This window comes from Microbispora bryophytorum, assembly GCF_043197435.1.
GTDB lineage: Bacteria > Actinomycetota > Actinomycetes > Streptosporangiales > Streptosporangiaceae > Microbispora > Microbispora bryophytorum.
On record NZ_JBICTF010000010.1, the window covers coordinates 68,792 to 92,618 of the forward strand.

The 23,827-nt window shown below is 71.5% G+C and carries 24 protein-coding genes; 23 read left to right on the forward strand and 1 reads right to left on the reverse strand.

Annotated features, from left to right (window positions below; translation table 11 throughout):
• Positions 1-148: 148 nt before the first annotated feature.
• The 19 genes from ACGFIB_RS29160 to ACGFIB_RS29250 all read left to right on the forward strand — a co-directional run bounded on the left by ACGFIB_RS29160 (position 149) and on the right by ACGFIB_RS29250 (position 18,401).
• Positions 149-916: a helix-turn-helix transcriptional regulator gene (locus ACGFIB_RS29160; RefSeq protein ID WP_393376529.1), complete on the forward strand. Its 768-nt coding sequence runs from the start codon at positions 149-151 to the stop codon at positions 914-916.
• The gene (gene sufB, locus ACGFIB_RS29165) at positions 913-2,325 is read left to right on the forward strand and encodes a Fe-S cluster assembly protein SufB (protein WP_142572470.1); all 1,413 of its coding nucleotides are present in this window, start codon (positions 913-915) and stop codon (positions 2,323-2,325) included. The genes ACGFIB_RS29160 and sufB overlap by 4 nt, the downstream gene beginning before the upstream one ends.
• Complete coding sequence (gene sufD / locus ACGFIB_RS29170; protein WP_357167147.1) at positions 2,325-3,449, forward strand: Fe-S cluster assembly protein SufD; 1,125 nt, start codon at positions 2,325-2,327, stop codon at positions 3,447-3,449. The genes sufB and sufD overlap by 1 nt, the downstream gene beginning before the upstream one ends.
• Positions 3,446-3,775 (forward strand): non-heme iron oxygenase ferredoxin subunit, encoded by a 330-nt coding sequence (locus ACGFIB_RS29175; protein WP_142572468.1) that lies wholly within the window; start codon positions 3,446-3,448, stop codon positions 3,773-3,775. The genes sufD and ACGFIB_RS29175 overlap by 4 nt, the downstream gene beginning before the upstream one ends.
• Positions 3,776-3,781: 6 nt before the next feature.
• Positions 3,782-4,531: a Fe-S cluster assembly ATPase SufC gene (gene sufC / locus ACGFIB_RS29180; RefSeq protein WP_191052976.1), complete on the forward strand. Its 750-nt coding sequence runs from the start codon at positions 3,782-3,784 to the stop codon at positions 4,529-4,531.
• On the forward strand, positions 4,531-5,793 hold the full coding sequence (locus tag ACGFIB_RS29185; RefSeq protein WP_357248187.1) for a cysteine desulfurase: 1,263 nt from the start codon (positions 4,531-4,533) through the stop codon (positions 5,791-5,793). The genes sufC and ACGFIB_RS29185 overlap by 1 nt, the downstream gene beginning before the upstream one ends.
• 3 nt (positions 5,794-5,796) lie before the next feature.
• Positions 5,797-6,234 (forward strand): Fe-S cluster assembly sulfur transfer protein SufU, encoded by a 438-nt coding sequence (gene sufU / locus ACGFIB_RS29190; RefSeq protein WP_142572465.1) that lies wholly within the window; start codon positions 5,797-5,799, stop codon positions 6,232-6,234.
• Positions 6,235-6,301: 67 nt separating this feature from the next.
• Positions 6,302-6,691 (forward strand): metal-sulfur cluster assembly factor, encoded by a 390-nt coding sequence (locus ACGFIB_RS29195; RefSeq protein ID WP_393376327.1) that lies wholly within the window; start codon positions 6,302-6,304, stop codon positions 6,689-6,691.
• Between the two features lie 463 nt (positions 6,692-7,154).
• Positions 7,155-8,717: a DEAD/DEAH box helicase gene (locus ACGFIB_RS29200; RefSeq protein WP_142572539.1), complete on the forward strand. Its 1,563-nt coding sequence runs from the start codon at positions 7,155-7,157 to the stop codon at positions 8,715-8,717.
• A gap of 466 nt (positions 8,718-9,183) precedes the next feature.
• Positions 9,184-10,149 carry an acetylxylan esterase gene (locus ACGFIB_RS29205; protein WP_142572463.1) on the forward strand — a complete coding sequence of 322 codons (966 nt, stop codon included), beginning with the start codon at positions 9,184-9,186 and terminating at the stop codon, positions 10,147-10,149.
• Positions 10,150-10,277: 128 nt separating this feature from the next.
• A complete protein-coding gene (locus ACGFIB_RS29210) occupies positions 10,278-10,541 on the forward strand; it encodes a phosphoribosyl-ATP diphosphatase (RefSeq protein WP_357248191.1) in 264 nt (87 codons plus the stop codon).
• Between the two features lie 60 nt (positions 10,542-10,601).
• Entirely contained in the window at positions 10,602-11,447 is an 846-nt protein-coding gene (hisG, locus tag ACGFIB_RS29215; protein ID WP_357261731.1) for an ATP phosphoribosyltransferase, read from the forward strand.
• Positions 11,448-11,812: 365 nt separating this feature from the next.
• A complete protein-coding gene (locus ACGFIB_RS29220) occupies positions 11,813-12,355 on the forward strand; it encodes a PadR family transcriptional regulator (protein ID WP_393376329.1) in 543 nt (180 codons plus the stop codon).
• A complete protein-coding gene (locus tag ACGFIB_RS29225; protein WP_142572460.1) occupies positions 12,352-13,083 on the forward strand; it encodes an ABC transporter ATP-binding protein in 732 nt (243 codons plus the stop codon). Before ACGFIB_RS29220 ends, ACGFIB_RS29225 begins: the two co-directional genes overlap by 4 nt.
• Positions 13,084-13,088: 5 nt before the next feature.
• Complete coding sequence (locus ACGFIB_RS29230; RefSeq protein ID WP_357261725.1) at positions 13,089-14,873, forward strand: FtsX-like permease family protein; 1,785 nt, start codon at positions 13,089-13,091, stop codon at positions 14,871-14,873.
• A gap of 16 nt (positions 14,874-14,889) precedes the next feature.
• Positions 14,890-15,846 (forward strand): ABC transporter ATP-binding protein, encoded by a 957-nt coding sequence (locus tag ACGFIB_RS29235; protein ID WP_393376332.1) that lies wholly within the window; start codon positions 14,890-14,892, stop codon positions 15,844-15,846.
• 2 nt (positions 15,847-15,848) lie between these two features.
• Entirely contained in the window at positions 15,849-16,586 is a 738-nt protein-coding gene (locus tag ACGFIB_RS29240; protein ID WP_393376334.1) for an ABC transporter permease, read from the forward strand.
• A 46-nt stretch (positions 16,587-16,632) separates the two neighbouring features.
• Entirely contained in the window at positions 16,633-17,799 is a 1,167-nt protein-coding gene (locus ACGFIB_RS29245) for a sensor histidine kinase (protein WP_357248205.1), read from the forward strand.
• Entirely contained in the window at positions 17,796-18,401 is a 606-nt protein-coding gene (locus ACGFIB_RS29250; RefSeq protein WP_393376336.1) for a response regulator transcription factor, read from the forward strand. Before ACGFIB_RS29245 ends, ACGFIB_RS29250 begins: the two co-directional genes overlap by 4 nt.
• A 14-nt stretch (positions 18,402-18,415) precedes the next feature.
• On the opposite strand, the gene ACGFIB_RS29255 is transcribed toward ACGFIB_RS29250, so the two are convergent.
• On the reverse strand, positions 18,416-19,687 hold the full coding sequence (locus tag ACGFIB_RS29255; protein ID WP_393376338.1) for an EAL domain-containing protein: 1,272 nt from the start codon (positions 19,685-19,687) through the stop codon (positions 18,416-18,418).
• 228 nt (positions 19,688-19,915) lie between these two features.
• Between ACGFIB_RS29255 and ACGFIB_RS29260 the strand changes: the two genes are divergently transcribed.
• The 4 genes from ACGFIB_RS29260 to ACGFIB_RS29275 all read left to right on the forward strand — a co-directional run bounded on the left by ACGFIB_RS29260 (position 19,916) and on the right by ACGFIB_RS29275 (position 23,759).
• Entirely contained in the window at positions 19,916-20,611 is a 696-nt protein-coding gene (locus tag ACGFIB_RS29260; protein WP_393376340.1) for an acVLRF1 family peptidyl-tRNA hydrolase, read from the forward strand.
• A 162-nt stretch (positions 20,612-20,773) separates the two neighbouring features.
• Positions 20,774-22,372 carry an ABC-F family ATP-binding cassette domain-containing protein gene (locus ACGFIB_RS29265; RefSeq protein ID WP_142572453.1) on the forward strand — a complete coding sequence of 533 codons (1,599 nt, stop codon included), beginning with the start codon at positions 20,774-20,776 and terminating at the stop codon, positions 22,370-22,372.
• A 115-nt stretch (positions 22,373-22,487) separates the two neighbouring features.
• Positions 22,488-22,703 carry a helix-turn-helix domain-containing protein gene (locus ACGFIB_RS29270; protein ID WP_030507271.1) on the forward strand — a complete coding sequence of 72 codons (216 nt, stop codon included), beginning with the start codon at positions 22,488-22,490 and terminating at the stop codon, positions 22,701-22,703.
• 198 nt (positions 22,704-22,901) lie between these two features.
• Positions 22,902-23,759 carry an enoyl-CoA hydratase/isomerase family protein gene (locus ACGFIB_RS29275; protein ID WP_223853909.1) on the forward strand — a complete coding sequence of 286 codons (858 nt, stop codon included), beginning with the start codon at positions 22,902-22,904 and terminating at the stop codon, positions 23,757-23,759.
• Positions 23,760-23,827 lie beyond the last annotated feature (68 nt).

Sequence of the window (23,827 nt, forward strand, 5' to 3'; positions counted from 1 at the left end):
CGTGAGAAATTGCATCTCCATCGACCCCATCTTGGGTTTGTCGCCGGGGAAGGAATTACGGCACACTGATGTTGTGAAAAACGTGCAGGGGAAGCAGGACGCCGAGAAGGCCGTGGTGACGCGGCCCGTTTCGGCATCCCCCGTGCACATGGACATCGGTGCCGAGCGCGGCACCCGGGCCAGGGTGGCGCGGCTCATCCTGGAGCACGGCCCGGTGAGCGCGGCGGCGCTCGGTGAGCGGCTCGGGCTTACCCCTGCCGCGGTGCGCCGCCATCTCGACGCGTTGCTGGCCGAAGGCATGATAGAGCCGCGTACGGCCCGCCCGCGCGGCCAGCGGGGGCGCGGCAGGCCGGCGAAGATGTTCGCGATCACCGACGCGGGCCGCAGCGCCTTCGTCCACGCCTACGACGACCTCGCCGGCAGCGCGCTGCGCTTCCTGGCCGAGCGCCTGGGCGGTGCGGCGGTGTCGGAGTTCGCTCAGGCGCAGGTGTCCGGGCTGGTCGGCCGGCTCGAGGCGCTGATGCGCGAGGTTCCCGCCGACCAGCGGGTCCGCGTGCTGGCCGAGGCGCTGTCCACCGAGGGCTACGCGGCCTCGGCGTCCGCGATGGGCAAGGGCGGCGAGCAGCTGTGCCAGCACCACTGCCCGGTCGCGCACGTCGCGGAGCAGTTCCCGCAGTTGTGCGAGGCGGAGACCGAGGCCTTCGCCCGGCTGCTGGGCACGCCGGTGCAGCGCCTGGCGACGATCGCCAACGGCGACGGGGTCTGCACCACCCACGTGAGTTCACACGCGCTCGCCGCCCGGCACGCGCGTCCCGATCTATCAGCCGCCGATTCATCGACCGCCGATTCGTCGACCACCGATCTATCGGCCGCACATCCATCGAGCACATCGACGAGCAAGGAGTCCGGAAGGTGACTGTCACCGACCGCCCGGAGCTGGAAGGCCTCGGGAATTACAAGTTCGGCTGGGCCGACGCGGACGTGGCCGGGGCCACCGCCCGGCGTGGGCTGTCCGAAGAGGTCGTCCGCAACATCTCCGCGCTCAAGAACGAGCCGGAGTGGATGCTCGACCTGCGCCTCAAGGGCCTTCGGCTGTTCGGGAAGAAGCCGCTGCCGACCTGGGGTTCCGACCTCACCGGCATCGACTTCGACAACATCAAGTACTTCGTCCGTTCGACCGAGAAGCAGGCCGCGTCCTGGGACGAGCTGCCTCCCGACATCAAGAACACCTACGACAAGCTCGGCATCCCGGAGGCGGAGAAGCAGCGCCTCATCGCCGGCGTCGCCGCCCAGTACGAGTCCGAGGTCGTCTATCACAAGATCCGTGAGGACCTCGAGGAGAAGGGCGTCATCTTCGTCGACACCGACACCGGTCTGCGCGAGCACGAGGAGCTCTTCAAGGAGTACTTCGGCACGGTGATCCCGGTGGGCGACAACAAGTTCGCCGCGCTCAACACCGCCGTGTGGTCGGGCGGCTCGTTCATCTACGTGCCGCCGAACGTGAACGTCGAGATCCCGCTGCAGGCCTACTTCCGGATCAACACCGAGAACATGGGCCAGTTCGAGCGGACGCTGATCGTCGTGGACGAGAACTCCTACGTCCACTACGTCGAGGGCTGCACCGCGCCGATCTACTCGTCCGACTCGCTGCACTCGGCGGTCGTCGAGATCATCGTGAAGAAGGGCGCCCGCTGCCGCTACACGACGATCCAGAACTGGTCGAACAACGTCTACAACCTGGTCACCAAGCGCGCCGTGGCGTACGAGGGCGCGACCATGGAGTGGATCGACGGCAACATCGGCTCCAAGGTCACGATGAAGTACCCGGCCGTCTACCTGATGGGCGAGCACGCCAAGGGTGAGACGCTGTCGGTCGCCTTCGCCGGTGAGGGCCAGCACCAGGACGCGGGCGCCAAGATGGTGCACCTCGCGCCCAAGACGTCCTCGACGATCATCTCCAAGTCCGTGGCGCGCGGCGGCGGCCGCACGTCCTACCGGGGCCTGGTGCAGATCGAGGAGGGTGCGGCCGGCTCGGCCTCGACCGTCAAGTGCGACGCGCTGCTGGTCGACCAGATCAGCCGTTCCGACACCTACCCCTACGTGGACGTCCGCGAGGACGACGTGTCGATGGGCCACGAGGCCACGGTCTCCAAGGTCTCCGAGGACCAGCTTTTCTACCTGATGAGCCGCGGCCTCGGCGAGGACGAGGCGATGGCCATGATCGTGCGCGGCTTCGTCGAGCCGATCGCCCGCGAGCTGCCCATGGAGTACGCCCTGGAGCTCAACCGCCTGATCGAGCTGCAGATGGAAGGAGCGGTCGGCTGATGGGCCTGGACACCAAGCCGCTGTCGACGTTGCACGAGAAGTCGTCGTACGACGTGGCCGACTTCCCGGTGCCGACGGGCCGCGAGGAGGAGTGGCGCTTCACGCCGCTGTCGCGGCTGAAGGGGCTGCACAACGGCACGGCCGCCGTCACCGGCGGCGTCGTGGTGGACGTCGAGGCCGCACCCGAGGTGCGCGTCGAGACCGTCGGCCGCGACGACGCCCGGCTCGGCCGGGCCTACACGCCGGCCGACCGGGTGAGCGCGCAGGCCTACTCGTCGTTCGAGAAGGCCACCGTCGTCACGGTGCCGAAGATGACGGCCGCCTCCCGGCCCACCGTGGTCACGCTGCGGGGATCCGGCGCGGGGGCCGCCGCCTACGGGCACATCCTCGTGTCGGTGGAGCCGATGGCCGAGGCCGTGCTGGTCCTGGACCACCGCGGCAGCGCCGTCTACGCCGACAACGTCGAGTTCGACGTGGCCGAGGGAGCGACGCTCAAGGTCGTCAGCGTGCAGGACTGGGACGACGACGCCGTGCACGTCTCCCACCACCACGCGCGGCTCGGCAAGGACGCGACGTTCCGCTCGTTCGTGGTCACCCTCGGCGGCGACGTCGTACGGCTGTCGCCCTCGGTGTCGTACACCGCGCCGGGCGGCGACGCCGACCTGACCGGCCTGTACTTCGTGGACGCGGACCAGCACCTGGAGCACCGCCTGCTGGTGGACCACAGCGTGCCCAACTGCCGCAGCAACGTGACCTACAAGGGCGCGCTGCAGGGCGACGGCGCCCACGCGGTCTGGATCGGCGACGTGATCATCCGGGCCGAGGCCGAGGGCACCGACACCTATGAGCTGAACCGCAACCTCATCCTCACCGACGGCGCCCGCGCCGACTCGGTGCCCAACCTGGAGATCCTCACCGGGGAGGTCGCGGGAGCGGGCCACGCGTCCGCCTCCGGCCGCCTCGACGACGAGCACATCTTCTACCTGCAGGCCCGCGGCATCCCGTTCGACGAGGCCCGCCGCCTGGTCATCCACGGCTTCTTCGCCCAGATGCTGGAGAAGATCGAGGTGCCGGAGATCCGCGAGCGGGTCCTGTCCGCGGTCGAGGCGGAGCTGGCCCGATGAGTGCCGACACCGCCCACTGGGAGAAGGTCTGCCAGGTCGGCGACATCCCCGACGGCGGCGTCATCGGCCTGGAGGTCGGGGAGACGCCGGTCGCGCTGGTGCGGACCGGCGATGAGGTCTTCGCCCTGCACGACGTCTGCTCGCACGCCGAGGTCCGCCTCAGCGAGGGCGAGGTCTACGACCACACGCTGGAGTGCTGGCTCCACGGCTCCTGCTTCGACCTGCGCAGCGGCAAGCCCACCGGGCCGCCCGCCACCAGGCCCGTCAACGTCTACCGAGTCAAGATCGAAGGCGACGACGTGTACGTCTCGCTCTCGAAGGAGTAAATACAAGTGTCCACCCTTGAGATTCGTGACCTGCACGTCGCCGTGGGCGACAAGGAGATCCTGCGCGGCGTCGACCTGGCGATCCGCAGCGGCGAGACGCACGCCATCATGGGCCCGAACGGCTCGGGCAAGTCGACGCTGGCCTACGCCGTCGCCGGCCACCCGAAGTACACCATCACCTCCGGCTCCGTGCTGCTCGACGGCGAGGATCTGCTGGAGATGTCGGTGGACGAGCGCGCCCGCGCCGGCCTGTTCCTGGCCATGCAGTATCCGGTCGAGGTGCCCGGCGTCAGCGTGTCGAACTTCCTGCGCTCGGCGATCACCGCGGTCCGCGGTGAGGCGCCCAAGCTGCGCGAGTTCGCCAAGGAGCTGAAGGCGGGCATGGACGCGCTGTCCATCGACCCGGCCTTCGCCCAGCGCAACACCAACGAGGGTTTCTCCGGCGGTGAGAAGAAGCGCCACGAGATCCTCCAGCTCGAACTGCTGAAGCCCAAGATCGCGGTGCTGGACGAGACCGACTCCGGCCTCGACGTCGACGCCCTGCGCGTGGTCTCCGAGGGGATCAACCGGTTCCGCGCGAGCGGCGACACCGGCGTGCTGCTGATCACCCACTACACCCGCATCCTGCGCTACGTGAAGCCGGACTTCGTCCACGTCTTCGCCGGCGGGCGCGTGGTGGAGGAGGGCGGCCCCGAGCTGGCCGACAAGCTGGAGGCCGAGGGCTACGAGGCGTACACGTCGAAGGCGTCCGCCTGATGAGTGCGCCCGGCTTCGACGTGGAGAGGATCAGGAAGGACTTCCCGGTCCTCGGCCGCGAACTGCCCGGAGGCAGGTCACTGGTCTACCTCGACTCGGGCAACTCCTCCCAGAAGCCGGCCCAGGTGGTCGAGACCATGCGCGACCACCTGACCTGGCACTACGGCAACGTCGGCCGGGCGCTGCACGTGCTGGGCAGTGAGTCGACCGAGGCGTACGAGGCCGCGCGCGACAAGATCGCCGCGTTCGTGCAGGCCCCGTCGCGCGACGAGATCATCTTCACCAAGAACGCATCCGAGGCCCTCAACCTCGTCGCGTACGCCTTCGGCAACCCCGTCGGCGAGGACGAGCGGTTCCGGATCGGCCCCGGCGACGAGATCGTCATCTCGGAGATGGAGCACCACTCCAACATCGTGCCGTGGCAGCTGCTCGCGCAGCGGACCGGCGCGACGCTGCGCTGGTTCCCCGTGACCGACGAGGGCCGCCTCGACATCGGGGGCTTGGAGGAGCTGGTCAACGAGCGCACGAAGATCGTGTCGATCACACACCAGTCGAACGTGCTCGGCACGGTCAACTCGGTCTCGCCGATCCTGGCGCGCGTGCGCGAGGTCGGCGCGCTGATGATGCTCGACGCGTCGCAGTCGGTGCCCCACCAGCCCGTGGACGTGACCGAGCTGGGCGTCGACTTCGTCGCCTTCACCGGCCACAAGATGGTCGGGCCGTCCGGCATCGGCGTGCTGTGGGGCCGCCGCGAGCTGCTCGACGCCATGCCGCCGTTCCTCGGCGGCGGCGAGATGATCGAGGCGGTCTGGATGGACCACTCGACGTACGCGCCGGTGCCGCACAAGTTCGAGGCGGGGACGCCGCCCATCGTCGAGGCGATCGGTCTCGGCGCGGCGGCCGACTACCTGACCGCCGTGGGCATGGACCAGATCAAGGCGCACGAGAAGGAGCTGGTCGCGTACGCGCTGGAGGCGCTGCCGGAGGTCCCCGGGCTCAGGATCATCGGCCCGCACACCCCCATCGCCCGCGGCGGCACGATCTCGTTCACGCTGGAGGGGATCCACCCGCACGACGTGGGGCAGATCCTCGACGACGTGTACGGGATCGCGGTGCGGGTAGGTCATCACTGCGCCCGGCCGCTCCACCTCAGGTTCGGAATTCCGGCCACCACGCGGGCGTCTTTCTACCTGTACAACACGACGGCCGAGATCGACGCACTGGTCCGCGGCCTCCACCACGTGCAGAAGGTGTTCGGCTGACCCATGATCGGTGAATCCATGTACCAGGAGCTGATCCTGGAGCACTACAAGCATCCCCAGGGGCGGGGACTGCGTGATCCGTACGACGCGGAGGTGCACCACGTCAACCCCACCTGCGGCGACGAGGTGACGCTGCGCGTGAAGGTGGCCGACGGCGGCAAGGTGCTCGACGTGTCCTACGACGGCCAGGGCTGCTCCATCAGCCAGGCCGCCGCCTCGGTGCTGCACGAGCTCGCCACCGGCTCCACGGTGGAGGAGTCGCTGTCGGTGGTGGACGAGTTCACCCGGCTCATGCAGGGCAGGGGCCAGGTGGAGCCCGACGAGGACGTGCTGGGTGACGCGGTGGCGTTCGCCGGTGTGGCGAAGTTCCCCGCCCGCGTCAAGTGCGCGCTGCTGGCCTGGATGGCCTACAAGGACGCGCTGATGAGGAGCCAGGGATGACCGGCCGCCCCGGCCGCGTTGCGATGGACGGCGCCACGCCGCGGGCGCCGAGAGGTGAGGAGACGACGTGAGCAAGCCGACCGAGACCCCCACGGGAACCGCGACCGACGCGCCGACCGGGACCTACGACGAAGAGAGCTCCCTTGACGACGTGCTCGAGGCGCTGAAGGACGTCGTCGACCCCGAGCTGGGGATCAACGTGGTGGACCTCGGCCTCGTCTACGGCGTCAACCTCGACCCGGCCGGCGAGGGCGAGCGTCCGATCGCCACCATCGACATGACGCTGACCAGCGCCGCCTGCCCGCTGACCGACGTGATCGAGGACCAGGCCAACTCGGCGCTCGCCGATCTGGTCTCCAACGTGGTCATCAACTGGGTCTGGCTGCCGCCGTGGGGTCCCGACAAGATCACCGACGAGGGCCGCGACCAGCTTCGCATGCTCGGTTTCAACGTCTGACCGGCCGACCGGGCCCGGTCCTGTCACCGCCCCGTGCGTCCGGGGCCTCACACCCCGGACGCACGCGTTCCGGCGGTCGTTCCCCGAGTGCTCACGACGTGGCTTTCAGGACGTGGCTTTCAGGACGCTGTGCTCGTGACATGATGCTCTCGACGCGGCGCATTCGCCGCCTTCCCTCCGCGGAACCGCCGTAGCGGTGCGGGAATGCCGTACAGTTGTTCTTTGCTTCGCTTTGCGCGACGTGAGTGTCGGGCGTCCGTGGGATGCCGCCACCCGGCGGCCTCCACTTCTGCGGGACGCGCTCACGGCATCACCCGGGCGCAGGCCGCTTCAATTTCCGGCCCGCGGCGCCCCGATCGGTACGGCTCGGCTGCCGTATGTGTTCAGGCTCGTCCTTTCGCAGAAGTGACGCGCCCACGTGTTCCGGCACGTTTCTTTCTACGAAAGGCACGATTTCGTGACCATGCTTGACCTCGGTGAGGGCACCGAGACCCGCGCCGAGTTCGCACTGCTGGGTCTGCCCAAGCCGCTCGTGGCGGGGCTGACCCGGCAGGGCATCAACGCGCCGTTCCCCATCCAGCGGGCGGCCATTCCCGACATCCTCGCCGGGCACGACGTCCTCGGCCGGGGCCAGACCGGCTCCGGCAAGACGCTCGCCTTCGGCCTGCCGACCCTGACCAGGATCGCGGGGGAGAAGGCACGCCCCGGACGGCCCCGGGCCCTCGTCCTGGTGCCCACCCGTGAACTGGCCCTGCAGGTGGCCGACGCCCTCGAACCGCTCGGCCGCGGGCTGTCGCTGCGCACCCGCACGGTCGTCGGCGGCATGTCCATGGGCCGCCAGATCGAGGACCTGCGCCGGGGGGTCGACCTCGTCGTCGCCACGCCCGGCCGCCTCGTCGACCTCATCGAGCAGGGCGAGTGCGCGCTGGACGACGTCCAGATCACCGTCCTTGACGAGGCCGACCACATGTGCGACCTCGGGTTCCTGCCCGTGGTCAGCGCGCTGCTGGCCCGCACGCCCGCGGACGGGCAGCGCCTGCTGTTCTCCGCGACGCTCGACGGTGACGTGGACACGCTCGTCAAGCGCTTCCTGACCGACCCGGTGATCCACTCCCTGGACCCGGCCACCTCCTCCGTGGAGACGATGGAGCACCATCTGCTCCAGGTGCACCGCGACGACAAGGCGGACGTGACGGCGGAGATCGCCAACCGGGCCGGCCGTACGATCATGTTCGTGCGCACCCAGCACGGCGTGGACCGCGTCGTGAAGCAGCTCGCCCGGTCGGGCGTCCGCGCGGGCGGTCTGCACGGCGGCAAGCGGCAGAACCAGCGCACCCGCATCCTCGACGGGTTCCGCGAGGGCACCATCGGGGTGCTCGTCTGCACGGACGTCGCCGCCCGCGGCATCCACGTCGACGACGTGAGCCTCGTGCTGCACGTGGACCCGCCGGCCGACCACAAGAGCTATCTGCACCGGGGCGGCCGTACGGCCCGCGCGGGCGAGCGCGGCGTGGTGCTGACGCTGGTCCTGCCGAGCGAGCGCCGCGCCACCGACTCGATGACCCGTAAGGCGGGGGTGACCCCGTCCCGTCACCGGGTGACGCCGGGCGACCCGGTCCTGGCCGAGATCGCCGGGGCCCGGCGGCCGAGCGGCGCGGCCGTGCCGGTGTGGGAGCCCGACGTGCGCAGGCCGCTGCGGCCCGCGCGGGACGACCGGGCGCCCGGCCGCCGACGACACAACGGGGAGCGTCATCGCGGCGACAGCCGCACCGAGCCCGGCGCCGGCCACCGCCGTGGCCGCGCGGGCGGGCACAGCGGCCAGGCCGGGCACGGTCAGGCCGGATTCGGGAGCCAGGGCGGCGGTCAGGCCGGGCACGGTCAGGCCGGGTACGGAAGCCAGGGCGGCGGTCAGGCCGAATACGGAAGCCAGGCCGGCCGCGGAGGTTACGGCGGCGACGGCGGCCAGGGCGGCCGCGGAGGTTACAGCGGGCGCCGCGGGCGCGGAAGCCGCTTCACCGGCCGCTGAGTCCTCCTCGCCACGTCGTCTTGAGCACCACTTCCACCGGGTCGTCCGTACGGGCGGCCCGGTGGCATGTGAGGGGCCGGTGGCATGTGGGGGGCCGGCTTTGCCGTTCGGCCCTTCAGGTCAGCCCCCCAGGTCAGCCCCCCAGGTCAGCCCCCCAGGTCAGCCCCTCAGATCAGCCCTTAGACCGCTCAGCGCGATCCCGCGGGTGAAGTAGCGCCGGGCGCATCCCGCCGCGCTTCGAATTCGCGCAGAGACCGGCACTAAACCGGATCAGTTTCTAGAGGCTGTTTCATCCCGCCGACCGGACGCCGCGCCGTACGGGGCGTGTTGCCCCAGTTCAACTCGATGAACAGTGATGAGGTGGATTGAGTGGATGGCCCTTAACCGGGTCAGAAGTCTGAAACAAGGCACTTGTGTAACCTTGCGGCGTAACACGAGCCAGGCCCACCACTCCACGGGAGCCCCCATGTTCGTCGATCTGCCCCTCGACCAGCTGCGTGCGTACCTGCCCGAGCGCCGGGAGCCCGCCGACTTCGACGCCTTCTGGGACCGCACGCTCGCCGAGGCGCGCGTGCACGACCTGAACCCCGTCTTCGAGCCGTACGAGGCCGATCTCGCGCTGGTTGACGTGGCCGACGTGACGTTCGCGGGGTTCGGCGGGCATCCGATCAAGGGGTGGTTCATCGCGCCCGCGGGCGCGTCGGGCCCGCTGCCGTGCGTGATGGAGTTCATCGGGTACGGCGGCGGCCGCGGCCGGCCGCACGACTGGCTGCTGTGGCCGGCCGCCGGATACGCGACGTTCGTGATGGACACCCGTGGGCAGGGCGGCACCTGGCGCTCGGGCGACACACCCGACCCGGTGGGCGGCAACGGCGCGCAGATCCCCGGCAAGCTCACCCAGGGGGTGTTCGACCGGGACGACTACTACTACCGGCGGCTCTACACCGACGTCGTGCGTGCGGTCGAGGCGGCCAGGTCGCACCCCCTGGTGGACGCCGGGCGGGTCGTGGTGACCGGCGGCAGCCAGGGCGGAGGCATGGCGCTGGCCGCCGCCGCGCTCGTGCCGGACCTCGCCTACGCGTTCGTCAACGTGCCGTTCATGTGCGACATCCGGCGCGCGGTCGAGATCACCGACGAGGACCCGTACGGCGAGCTGGGCCGGTTCTGCGGGATCCACAGGACCCGGGTCGAGGACATCTTCGCGACCCTCGACTACTTCGACGGCCTGCACTTCGCGGCGCGGGCCCGCACGCCCGCCCGGTTCTCCGTCGCCCTGCGCGACGGCGTCACCCCGGCCTCGACCGTGTTCGGGGCCTACAACCACTACGCCGGCCCCAAGGACATCACGGTCTGGCCGTTCAACGGCCACGAGGGCGGGGAGTCCCAGCAGGCGCTGGAGCAGCTCAGGCTGGCCAGGAAGATCCTCGGCTGACCCCTGATCCCGCCGCGTCCGGGCAGGTGCCGATCTCGCAGGGTGGACGCGGGGCGCGGCGGCCCGCCCCCCGCGACTACCCTGGGGCCGATACCCTGAACGCGCAGGCCCACGACCTGAGAGAGACCATGAAGACCTTCGAAGAGCTGTACGCCGAGCTGGCAGAGAAGGCGCGCACCCGGCCCGCGGGGTCCGGCACCGTGGCCGCCCTGGACGCCGGCGTCCATGCCATCGGCAAGAAGGTCGTCGAAGAGGCCGCGGAGAGCTGGATGGCGGCCGAGTACGAGTCGGCGGACCGGGCGGCCGAGGAGATCTCGCAGCTGCTCTACCACGTCCAGGTCCTGATGCTGGCGCGTGGAATCGGGCTGGACGAGGTCTACAAGCATCTGTAGCCGCCGCGGCGGCCGCAGATCGACCAACGACCTCGTTCTTCCCGAAAGGATCTTCCACTCATGCTGCGCATCGCCGTACCGAACAAGGGCGCGCTCTCCGAGGCCGCCCAGACCATGCTGAAGGAGGCGGGCTACCGCCGGCGCAGGGACAGCAAGGAACTCGTGCTCGTCGACTCCGAGAACTCCTGCGAGCTGTTCTTCCTCCGCCCGCGCGACATCGCCGTCTACGTCGGCGAGGGCACCCTGGACGCCGGAATCACCGGGCGCGACATGCTGTTCGACTCCGGCGCCCCGGCCGAGGAGGTCGTGCCCCTCGGGTTCGGCCAGTCGACGTTCCGCTTCGCCTCCACGCCGGGCGCCTACTCCGGCGTCGCCGGCCTGTCCGGCCTGCGCATCGCCACCTCCTACCCCGGGCTGCTCGGCAAGTACCTCGCAGACCAGGGCGTGGACGCCCGGGTCATCAAGCTCGACGGCGCGGTCGAGACGGCGATCAGGCTCGGCGTCGCCGACGCGGTCGCCGACGTGGTGGAGACCGGCACGACGCTGCGCAACGTCGGCCTTGAGGTGTTCGGCGACCCGATCGCGCACTCCGAGGCCATCTTGATCAAGCGGGCCGGCGCCCCCGAGACCAACGGGTTCCAGCAGCTCATCCGCCGCCTGCAGGGCGTGATCGTGGCTCGCGACTTCGTGATGATCGACTACGACATCCGGGCCGAGCGCATCGACGAGGCCATCGCCATCACCCCCGGCATGGAGGGGCCGACCGTCTCCCCGCTCCACCGCGAGGGCTGGGTGGCCGTGCGGGCGATGGTCCCGCGTAAGGGCCACCAGCTGGTGATGGACCAGCTCTGGGAGATCGGCGCCAAGGCGATCCTCGTCACCGCCATCTTCGCCTGCCGCCTCTGACCTGCCGCCTCTGACCTGCCGCCTCTGACCTGCCGCCTCTGACCTGCGGCCTCTGACCTGCCGCGTCTGACCTGCCGCGTCTGAGCCGCCGCCTCTGACCCGCCGCGTCTGACCCGCCGCGTCTGACCCGCCGCCTCTGAGTCGCCGAGCCGGCCGGGTGAGGTCACCCCGGCGGGGCCGGGGAGCCGCCCGCGCCTTCCGGCCGGGCGGCGGCGGCCGTCTCCGCCCGCCTGTCCGTCCCTTCGTTTCCACTCGGTTCCACGCGTGAACCCGTGGCCTCCCTTTGCGGGAGGTCCCGGGCGGGGACCGTTTGACACTTCTAATGGCTAACCGCTATCCATTGGATAACCGTTAGAGGGGGTCGCATGCAGGACGCGGTGCTGGCGATGCTCGCCAAAGAGCCGTCGCACGGGTACGACCTGCGTGCCCGGCTGCGGCGCAGTCTCGGCCCGCTCGGCGAGTCGATGAACCCCGGTCAGGTCTACGTGACGTTGACCCGGCTGGAGAAGGCCGGGCTCATCGTCTCCGAGCGGGCGAGCGGCCTGCCCGAGCGGCCGGAGCGGAAGGTCTACGCGCTGACGCCGGCCGGGCAGGAGCGGGTGGCCGTCTGGCTGACCGAGGTGGGCTGGCCGAAACCGGACCTGGCGGAGTTTCATCTCAAGCTCGTCGTGGCGGCCGCGGCCAGGCTCGCCGACCCGGTCGAGCTCGTGGCGGCACAGCGCCGTGAGCTGCTGCGCCGCCTGCGTGAGGCGCAGCACGCCGCTCTGGCCGAGCCGGAGGGCTCTGCCGCCGTCCTGCTGCTGGAGGGGGTCGTGCTGCGGCTGCAGGCTGACCTGCGCTGGCTGGAGGCCTGTGAGCGGGCCTGGTCCCCGGTGTCCGCGGTCGACGACGAAGCTGAGGATGCATGAACGCGCTGATCGGGGTTCGCGGCCTGGTGAAGGAGCACGGCGAGGGACGGAGCCGGGTCCGCGCGGTCGACGCGGTCGACCTGGAGGTCCCCGAAGGGCAGACGCTGGCGGTGATGGGGCCCAGCGGCTGCGGGAAGTCGACTCTGCTGCATCTGCTGGGCGGCCTTGAGCGGCCGACCGACGGGGAGGTGTGGCTGGCCGGGCGGCGCGTCGACACTCTGAGCGAGCGGGCTCTGGCGCGGCTGCGGCGCCGGTCGGTGGGGTTCGTCTTCCAGGCCTTCCACCTCATGGAGGAGCTGTCGGCGGCCGAGAACGTGGAGTTGCCCGCGTTGCTGGCCGGGCGCTCACGGCGCGAGGCGAGGCGGCGCGCGAGCCTGCTGCTGGAGCGGGTCGGGCTCACCGGCCGCGCCCGGCATCTGCCTTCGCAGCTGTCCGGCGGACAACGCCAGCGGGTCGCCATCGCCCGCGCGCTGGCCAACGATCCCTTGGTCGTCCTGGCCGACGAGCCGACCGGCAACCTCGACACCGCGGCGACGCACGACGTGCTGAGGATCTTCGAGGAACTGCGCTCCGCGGGGCAGACCCTCGTGATCGTCACGCACGACGAGCGCGTCGCGGCCACCGCGGACCGGCTCGTGTCCATGCGCGACGGGATGTTCGTCGACGACACCCGGCTGGCCGGCACCGGCACCGGGTGGCTCGGCGGCCTGATCGGGCTGGACGGCTGACCGCGATGGGCAGCGCCGTGATCGTGTTCCGGCTCGTCCTGGCCGACATCCGCCGGCACCGGGCCCAGGCCGCGATGCTCCTGCTCGCGGTGACCGTGGCCACCGCCGCCTACGCCCTGGGCCTGTCGCTGCAGGGGGTGAGCCAGGCCTTGTACCAGCAGACCCGGGAGGCCACCGCCGGCCCCGACGTGGTGGCGCTCGCCCCCGATCCGGGTCCCGACGTGGCCCCCACCCTGACCTCGCTGGCGCGCGCCCCCGAGGTCGTCGCCCACAACGGTCCCTACCGCATCGTCTACGCCACTCTCGTCGCGGGCGACGCCACCTCCAAGGTGGTGGTGCACGGCGCCGCGGACAAGCCCGGCGCGGTCGACCGCCCGCTGGTGACCTCGGGCCGCTGGGTGCGTTCCGGCTGCGCGGTGCTCGAACGGGGTTTCGCCGCCGCGCTCGGTGTGCGCGTCGGCGACCGGGTGACCATCGAGGGCCGCGCGTACCCCGTCGTCGGAATCGCCGTCACCGCGGCCACCTCCATCTATCCGTGGGCGGCGCAGATCGGCCCGGGCGGCGGGCCCAGCGACCCGACCGGCCTGGCCTGGCTCACCCGATCGGACGCCCGCGCGCTGGCCGCCGGAAACGATCTGCCGGTGACCACGGCCATGGACCTCAAGCTGCGCGACCCCGACGCCACCCAGGCCTTCGTCGACGCCCACCACCACCCCACCGTCAGGGTCACCTTCCACACCTGGCAGTTCAAGGCCGAGCAGGACGCCGTCATGCTCCGCAACAGTCAGCCGATCCTGGTCGTCGGCAGCTGGCTGCTCGGGTTCCTGGCCGTCACGGGAGTGGCGGCTCTGGCCGCGGGACGCGCCGGGGAGCAGTCACGGCGGGCGGGACTGCTCAAGGCCGTCGGCGCCGGCCCCGGCCTGATCGCCGCGGTCCTGCTCACCGAATATCTGGCGCTGGCGCTGCTGGCCGAAGCGCTGGGTCTGGTGCTCGCCCGCCTGGCCGAGCCCGCCATCGCGAGCCCCACCGCCAGCCGGATCGGCGACGTCGCCGGCCCGGCCGGAGCCACCGTCGTCGCGACGACCGCTCTCGCCGTGGCGGTGGCGGGGCTGTCCACCCTGCGTCCTACGCTGCGCGCCCTGCGCACCGCGACCGTCACCGCACTGGGGGGCGCCGCCCGCCGCCCCCGTCACCACCCCCTGCTGACCGCGCTGTCCGGGCTGCTGCCCGCCCCGCTTCTGCTCGGGCTACGGCTGACCGCACGGCGGCCCGGCCGCGCCGTGCTGCAGGCGTGTTCCACGGCCACCACGCTGATCGCGGTCGTCGCCTTGTTGGCCGTCCACGCCCAGCCCGCGCGGGAGTACGGCCTGGGCTCCTCCGCCCTGCCCAACCTGCGAGACGTCCACGACCGTCGGCTGCTGCTGGCGGTCACCGTCCTGCTGATCGCGCTCGCCGCCGTGAACACCCTCGCGCTCACCTGGACCACCGCGACGGAGGCCCGGGTGAACATGGCCGTCGCGCGTACGCTCGGCGCCACCCCGGGGCAGGTCTGCGCGGGGCTGTCCACCGCCCAGCTTCTGCCCGCCCTGCTCGGCGCCGTCGCCGGCGTACCCCTGGGCGTCTTCGTGTACTGGCTGTTCAGCGCCGGGGAGACGACCGCGCCTCCCATGTCCTGGATGATCTCCGCCGCGCTCGCGGTCCTCCTGGCGACGGCGGCGCTCACCGCCCTCCCCGCACGCCTGGCGGCCCGCCGTCCCGTGGCGCCGACCCTCAGTGCCGAGGCGGCCTGACCCCCGGGGCCCGTGGATGACAAATGTCACCGCGAAGGCCGGAGACGCGGCACTGATGATCGGCACGTCCGATCCCTACCGTGAGGGCATGAACGCCATCGCCTTCACCGGCGTCACGAAGAGTTACGGGGATGTGCTCGCGGTCGACGGCCTCGACCTGGAGATCCCGGCCGGCGCCACGGTCGCCCTCCTCGGGCCGAACGGGGCCGGGAAGTCCACCTCCATCAACATGCTGCTGGGCCTGCTGCGGCCCAGCTCCGGGGAGATCCGGGTCTTCGGCTCGCCGCCGGAGACGGCGGTCGCCGACGGGGAGATCGGCGCGATGCTCCAGGAAGGCGCGCTGATCCCCGAGCTGACCGTGGCCGAGACCGTGGACTTCGTCCGGCGGCTCTACCCGCGTCCGCTGCAGCTGGAGGAGATCCTCCGGCTCGCCGACCTCACCGAGCTCGCCCGGCGGCGGGCCGACCGGCTGTCCGGCGGCCAGACCCAGCGGGTGCGGTTCGCGCTGGCCGTCGCGGGTGGGCCGAGGCTGCTGCTGCTCGACGAGCCCACCGCGGCCATGGACGTCGAGTCCCGCCGTACGTTCTGGGACAACATGCGGGCGTACGCCGCGGGGGGCCGGACGATCCTGTTCGCCACCCACTACCTGGAGGAGGCCGACGAGAACGCCGACCGGGTCGTCGTGATCGCCCGCGGCCGGGTCGTCGCCGACGGCAGCGCCGCCGAGATCAAGGCCGGAGTCGCCGGTCAGTCGGTGAGCTTCCTGCTGGGCGACCAGCCGGTGGCCGGGCTCGACGCCCTGCCCGGGACGACCCGCGTGGAGCTCCAGAGTGGCCGGGTCACGCTGCGCAGCACCGACCTCGACGCCACCGTCGCCGCCCTCTATCGCAAGACCACCCTCGACGTCCGCGACCTCCAGCTCCACGGCGCCGACCTGGAGGACGCCTTCCTCGCCCTCACCAAGGAGGCCTGACCATGCGGCACTACATCAAGGTCGAGATGCTGCGGATGCTGCGCAACAAGCGCTACATCATCTTCGTGGTCGCCTTCCCCGTCGGGTTCTACCTCCTCTACTCCAACCTCTGGGGGTCGGAGTCCGACCAGGCGACCGGGCTGCGCGGCAGCGTCCTGCTGATGGTCTCGATGGCCGCGTACGGCGCGCTGTCCGCCGCCATGATGTCGACGGCCGTGCCGTGGTCGCAGGAGAGGCACAGCGGCTGGCTGCGGCAGCTCCAGATCACCCCGCTGCCGGGCCGGGCGATCATCCTGACGAAGCTGATCTCCTCGATGCTGCTCGTACTGCCGTCGCTGCTGCTGGTCGGCCTGGCCGCGGTGCTGACCCAGGACGTCTCGCTGTCGCCCGGGCAGTGGGTGGGGCTGATCCTGGCGATGTGGGCCGGCACGATCCCGTTCGCGGCGCTGGGCCTGGCGATCGGGTCCCTGCTGCCGCCCGACACCGCGCAGCCCGTCGCGATGATCGGCATGTTCGGGCTCGCCCTGCTCGGCGGGCTCTGGTTCCCCGAGAACATGATGCCCGCGGCCATGAAGAGCATCGCCCACGTGACCCCGTCGTACGACTACGCGCGCATCGGATGGCAGATCGCGGCGGGCGAGACCCCGCACGCGGCCGACGCGGCCGGCATCCTCGCCTGGGGGGTGGCCTTGGTGGCGCTGGCGCTCTTCGCCTACCGTCGTGCAACGGTGCGCGCCTGACCGGAACAGTGCGCGCCTGACTCCACCACGGTTCGGAGGACAGCGGATGAGCCGGCTGGCCAACGTGTTCACCTTCGGCGGGCTCGACGAGCGTCCCTCCCGCCTGAGGCGCCTGATGGGCATGTCGCTGGGGCTGATCTACCTCTTCTACCCGGTGTCCGAGGTGGCCAACGGCACGGTGAGCGGAGCGCGGGCGGTCTGGTGGATGGGCGCGCTCGCGGTCTTCGTGGCCCTCTATCTGTCGGTCGTGCTGGCACCGCGCGATTTCGACCATCACCCCCGGTGGATGTTCCCCCTGCTCGGCGTCGTGACGGTGATGGCGGCCGTCTTCCCGTTGATCTTCAGGAGCCCTTCCTGGCTGACCCTGCCGATCTACATGGTGGTCGTCTACGCGATGGGCCTGCCGCCCCGCCGCGCCCTGCTGGGGATGGCGATCATGGCCGGGCTCGTCGTCGCCGAGGGCAAGGTCATAGGCGCCGACGACGGCACGGTGTGGGCGCTCGTCCTGCAGATCGTCACGCTCGGCGTGCTGTTCGTGAGCGTCCGCAACACCACCGTCCTCGTCGTCCAGCTCAGACAGGCGCAGAGCGAGGTCGCCAGGCTGGCCGCCACGGAGGAGCGGCTGCGGATCGCCCGCGACCTGCACGACCTGCTGGGGCACAGCCTCTCGCTCATCGTCCTCAAGAGCGAGCTGGCCCGCCGCCTCGGTGAGCAGGGCTCGCCGAAGGCCGCCGGGGAGGTGGCCGACATCGAGTCGGTGGCGCGGCAGGCGCTGGCCCAGGTGCGCGAGGCCGTCAGCGGATATCGCCGGCGCCGCCTGTCGGAGGAGATCGACGGCGCCAGGTCCTCGCTGGGCGTCGCCGGCGTCGCCCTCACCGTGCGCACCCGCGGCACCCCGCTGCCCGAGGACCTCGACGGCCTGTTCGCCTGGGCCGTACGCGAGGCCACCACCAACGTCGTACGGCATTCCGGGGCCACCCGCTGCGAGATCGACGTGGCGTACGGCGAGGAGGGCGCGGTGCTGGAGATCGCCGACAACGGCGGCGGCGCGTACGAGCCGGGCAACGGCCTCACCGGGCTCGGCGAGCGGGTGCGCGCGGCGGGCGGGAGCCTGGAGATCGAGGGCGGCAAGCGGGGGTTCAGGGTGCGGGTGGCGGTTCCGCCGCCCCTGGACCACACGACGGAGATGATCACGGATAGGTTGGGCGAGTGATCAGGGTCGTGCTGGCGGAGGACCAGAGCATGGTGCGGGGGGCGCTCGCCTCCCTGCTCGGCCTGGAGCCCGACATCGAGGTGGTCGGAGAGGCGGCGGACGGCGAGGAGGTGATCGCCGTCGCCGAGGCGACCAAGCCGGACATCGCGCTGCTCGACATCGAGATGCCCGGCAGGGACGGGATCTCCGCCGCCGAGGAGCTGCGCCGCCGGGTCCCCGGATGCCGGGTGGTGATCCTCACGACCTTCGGCAGGCCCGGCTACCTGCGCCGCGCGATGGAGGCCGGGGCGGTGGCCTTCCTGGTCAAGGACAGCCCTGCGAGCGAACTGGCCGCCGCGATCAGGCGGGTGCTGCGGGGCGAGCGCGTGATCGACCCGGGGCTGGCCGCCGCCGCGCTCAGCGCCGGGCCGAACCCCCTGTCGCCGCGCGAGCGCGACGTGCTGTCCGCCGCCGCGGACGGCTCGACGATCAACGACATCTCGCTGCGGCTGCACCTGTCGGAGGGCACGGTGCGCAACTACCTGTCGGCGGCCATCCACAAGACCGGCGCACGCAACCGGATCGAGGCCGTCCAGAAGGCCCAGGCGCAGGGCTGGCTCTGACCGGCGAGGCGGGCTCAGCGGGCCGGCTGCGCCTGGAGGGCGGCGGCGTGTCGCAGCAGGTCGCCGACCCGCACCACGCCCATGCACCTGCCGACTTCGTCGACCACCACGAGGTCGTCGTACACGCGGGCGTTGTCCTGCCCCGCCACCTGCATGGCCGCGATCACCGGGGTCGTCTTCGCCACGATCTTCGCGGTGTCCGCCAGACGGGCGGCGGACTTCTTCGCGTGCAGCGCGTGGCCGTACGCCCCGGCCATGAAGAGCAGGAACCGGCTGCGGTCGATGCTGCCCTGCGGCCGCTGGTATTCGTCCACCAGGATCACGCTCGTGATCGAGGGCTCGGCGCTCAGCACGGCGACCACCTCCTCGGCCGTCGACTCGGCCGGCAGCGTGACCGCGGGGAGCAGGAGCTCCTGCACCCGGGGGCCCAGCGACGCGGTGGCGGCGGCCGCCTCCGGCACCGGCAGCGGCACGTGGACCCGGTTGTACCCGTGGGAGGGCCGCCAGTCGGACGGCGCGAGCAGGGGACCCTGCGCGAGCCGGATCCCCCAGCCGCGTACGGCCGCCAGCTCCGTCTCGTCCCGCACGCCCGGGGCGAGCACGTGCGCACCGACGCCGCGCGCGAGCCGGACCAGCGACTCCGCGAGCGCGCCGCGCCGGGGATCGCGTGGCCCTCGCCTCACCAGGTCGGAGGACAGCGCGATCACGTACGGCGAGGCGTCGGCGAGCAGGTCGAGCGGCAGCGCGGTGGTGCCGACCCCGCCGAACGCGATGAGGTAGCCCACCGCGCGCAGGCCGTCGATCCCGGACAGCAGGGCCGTACGCTCCACGGGCCCGGGATCGCCCTCGATCACGAGGATGACCTCGCGGGGACGCCGGTTGCACACGCGCATGGCCTCGTGCAGGGGTGCGAGGCCGGCCGTGCCCCCGGCCACGGCGGCGGCGGGGATCGGCAGGACCAGCGGCAGCAGGGCCTCCTCGCGGGCGGCGGCCAGCAGGCCGTTCACCGTGCCCGCGACGCCCGCGACGCCCGCGACGCCCGGGCCACCAGGGCCGCCGGAGGAGGCCCGCTCGGCGGTCACCTCGATGGCCACGGCGCCGCCGGTGTCGAGGTCGACCACCGGGAGGAAGCGCGGGGCGGCCGGGCCGGGGAGGCCGGGCTGGTGACCCTCGGGCGGGTACACGCGCTGGTCGTATGGCGGGGCGGCCGCCGCCGGGGTGTATCTGCGCACCATGGTGGCCGGGTCGTGGTCCCCCGTCATGTCCGCGGGGCCGTGTTCTCGCACGCTGTCCCGGGGGAACGGGGTCGCCGGGGCCGGACCGGACGCCGGACCGGACGCCGGAGTGCGTTGCGAAGCCGCGGCGAGCGGCGCCGTCGGAGGGGAGGGGAGCGACACAATTGAATTGTGGGACGCCGGATCCCCGCACTTGCCGTCTACGGGGGGAAATTCACCTATATTTCCCCGTCAGTTGGACGGAATCCTACAGACGGGGCACGAGTAGGCTGATCAGCCATGACGGCAGGGCCCGCCGCTGGAGGCGGCAGATGGATCTCGGTCGCCCCCGAGCGGCTCGCCCGATGGATCGCGAGCTTCGCCGGGCGGCACGGCGCGATCGAGGCCGTCGTCCTGCCCGACCTGGTCCGTCTCGACGCCGCCGACGGCGCGGTCGCCGAGTGCCACATGCCGTTCCCGCCGCTGCGCCCCTCCCGCGACGGTGAAGGTGACGGTGGGCACGAGGACGAGCCGCGCCTGCCCCCGCCGGCGGCGGCGCTGGTGGCCCACGTGCGCCGTGAGCGGACCGTCGGCGTGCTGCTGGCCCGGCTCGGCGGGCACGCCGCCGGCGTCTTCACCGGCGCCCGCCTCGTCACGGGCAAGGTCGGCTCGCGCCAGGTCCACGGGCGTAGCGCGGCCGGCGGGTGGTCGCAGCAGCGCTTCGCGCGGCGCAGGGACAAGCAGTCGGCCGAGGCGCTGGGGGCCGCCGCCGAGGTGGCCGCCCGCGTCCTCCTGCCGAGGCTCGCGGACCTGGAGGCCGTCGTGCTCGGCGGGGACCGGCGCTCGATCGACGAGATCAGGCGCGACCGGCGCCTCGCGCCGTTGTTCGCCCTGGAGACCGGCCCCTTCCTCACCGTCCCCGATCCCCGGCTGGCGGTCCTGGAGGGCGCCCCCGCGTTGTTCCGCGCCGTACGGATCCGCCTGATCGACCCCTGACCGGCCGTGCGGCGGCGGCGGGGCGGCGGCGGGGCGAGGGCGGGGTTTCACCGCAGACGGCGGTGGACACGGCGGCACTACACTTGAGCCCATGCGCGCTCCCGACTGATCGCTCCCGGTGCCGACGCCGACCTCATCACCTACGGGAGTGTCCCCTTAACCATGATCATCGCTACCGACATCGAACTTCGCGCCGGCTCGCGCCTGCTCATCGAGGGCGCCTCGTTCCGGGTGAACCCGGGCGACAAGATCGGCCTGGTGGGCCGCAACGGAGCCGGCAAGACCACCCTCACCAAGGTCCTGGCGGGAGAGGGCCTGTCCGCCGCGGGCACGGTCACGATCTCCGGCAGCGTGGGCTACCTGCCGCAGGACCCCCGCACCGGCGACCTGAGCGTGCTGGCGCGCGACCGCATCCTGGCGGCCCGCGGCCTCGACGAGGTGCTCCGCGAGCTGCGCGAGGCCGAGGCCGGGATGGCGTCCGACGACCAGCGCGTACGCGACCGCGCGGTGCGCGCCTACGGCCGCCTGGAAGACCGCCTGCACGTCCTCGGCGGCTACGCGGCGGAGTCGGAGGCGGCCTCGATCGCCTCCAGCCTCGGGCTGCCCGACCGCGTCCTCGGCCAGCCGCTGCAGACCCTGTCCGGCGGCCAGCGACGGCGGGTGGAACTTGCCCGGATTTTGTTCTCCGGAGCGGAGACTCTCCTGCTTGACGAGCCGACAAACCACCTCGATGCGGACTCGATCGGCTGGCTTCGTGAGTTTTTGCGCTCGCACCAGGGCGGCTTGGTGATCATCAGCCATGATGTGAACCTTCTTGAAGCGACGGTAAACCGGGTGCTCCACCTCGACGCGAACCGCTGCGTGATCGACACCTACAACGTCGGCTGGAAGGCCTACCTCGCCCAGCGGGAGACCGACGAGAAGCGGCGCAAGCGTGAGCGGGCCAACGCCGAGCGGCAGGCGTCGGCCCTGCTGACCCAGGCCGACCGCATGCGGGCGAAGGCCACCAAGGCCAAGGCGGCCCAGGACATGGAGCGGCGCGCCCGTCGGCTGCTGTCCGGCGTCGAGGGCGAGCGGCGCTCCGACCGCGTCGCCAAGCTGCGCTTCCCCGACCCCGCGCCCTGCGGGAAGACCCCGCTGACGGCCCGCGGCCTGTCCAAGTCGTACGGCTCGCTGGAGGTGTTCACCGACGTCGACGCCGCGGTCGACCGGGGCTCGCGGATCGTCATCCTGGGCCTGAACGGCGCGGGCAAGACCACCCTGCTACGGCTGTTCGGGGGCATCGAGAAGCCCGACACGGGCGAGGTGATGCCCGGTCACGGGCTCAAGCTCGGCTACTACGCGCAGGAGCACGAGACGCTCGACCCCGGGCGTACGGTCCTGGAGAACATGCGCTCGGCCGGGCCCGACCTGGCCGACGTCGACCTGCGCAAGGTGCTGGGGTCGTTCCTGTTCACCGGCGACGACGTGGACAAGCCCGCCGGGGTCCTGTCCGGCGGCGAGAAGACCCGTCTCGCCCTCGCGACGCTGGTGCTGTCGAGCGCCAACGTGCTGCTGCTCGACGAGCCCACCAACAACCTCGATCCGGCCTCCCGCGATCAGGTGCTCGCGGCCCTCGGCTCCTACACGGGCGCGATCGTGCTGGTCACACACGACGAGGGGGCCGTGGAGGCGCTGCAGCCCGATAGGGTGATTCTGTTGCCAGACGGAGTAGAAGACGCATGGAGTGACGAATTTTCCGATCTTGTGGCGCTTGCCTGATCTTAATTTGAGCGGGTAGGGATCTTTTCCCGCGGAGTAGGTAGCCGATCCCGTCGAAATGACTGATCATGGGCTGAAGTAACGCTGCGGAAGTCTGGCACTACAGGAGGTACTCGTGGCCGAGACTCTGAAGAAGGGCACCCGGGTGACCGGGGCCGACCGGGAAAAGCTGGCCGCCGATCTCAAGAAGCGCTATTCCGCGGGTGAGAGCATCCGCGCCCTGGCTGCTTCCACCGGCCGCTCGTACGGGTTCATCCACCGCATCCTGAGCGAGTCCGGGGTGACTCTGCGCGGGCGCGGCGGCGCGACCCGGGGCAAGTCCAAGCGCTAGAGATCCACCTCAAGACGCGCGACCGCAGCCGCTCGTTCCTGCAGGAGGGGCGGTCGTGTCCGATCAGCCAGAACGATATTCGGTAAGCTCGGGCGCGACCGCGAGATGAACAGGAGGGCGGACGCCCGGCACGGACGGTGCGCCGCACCGGACCGGCCGTGCGAGGCGACGTCTTCCGCACTGAAGCAGGAGCGGGGCATGGCGGAAGCGGCAATGGGGGGATATCCGGAGCACGCCCGTGTGACGGGCGACGGCTCCGATGCGTCGACGATCTCGGCGGCCGCGCCGGCCGGGGTCGGACTGCGTTTCGAGGTGGACGGCGAGATCGCGACCGTCACTTTGGACCGGCCGGACAAGCGCAACGCTCAGACGTTCGCGACATGGTCGGCCCTGGCCCGGATCGGGGAGACCCTTCCGGAGCAGGTGAGAGTGGTCGTGGTCAGAGGCGAGGGGCCGTCCTTCTCAGCCGGGATCGACCTGCGCATGTTCACGCCCGAGGGGGTGCCCGGACAGGAATCGTTCGCGAGCGCCGCGGCGCTCGCCGACACCGAGTTCGAGCAGCGCATCGCCGAGGCTCAGAAGGGTTTTCTGTGGCTGCGCAGGCCGGAGATCGTGTCGATCGCGGCCGTGCAGGGCCACGCGATCGGGGCGGGCTTCCAGCTCGCACTCGCGTGCGACCTGCGTGTCGTCGCGGACGATGTGAAGTTCTGCATGAAAGAGCCCGCGCTGGGGCTGGTTCCCGACCTGACCGGGACCAAGCCCCTGGCCGACATCGTGGGGGTTCCCCGGGCCATCGAGATGTGCCTGACCGCGCGTACCGTTGGTGCCGCCGAGGCCGTACGCCTCGGTCTGGCCGAGATCGCGGTGCCCGCGTCCGAGCTGGCCCAGGCCGTGGAGGACCTGGCCGCGGCGCTGCTGGGGACCGACCGCGCCGCCGCGGCCGCCACGAAGCGGCTGCTGCAGGCCGCGCCGGGACGCACACTGGAGGAGCAGGCGGCCGCCGAGCGGGCCGAGCAGGTGGTGCGCATCCGGGCACTGTTCGGGGCGAACGGATAGGTGCTGCCGGAGTCGGACGGACAAATGCTGTTCGCTTCGAGCTGACCGGGGAATCGGGGGAGTCCTCT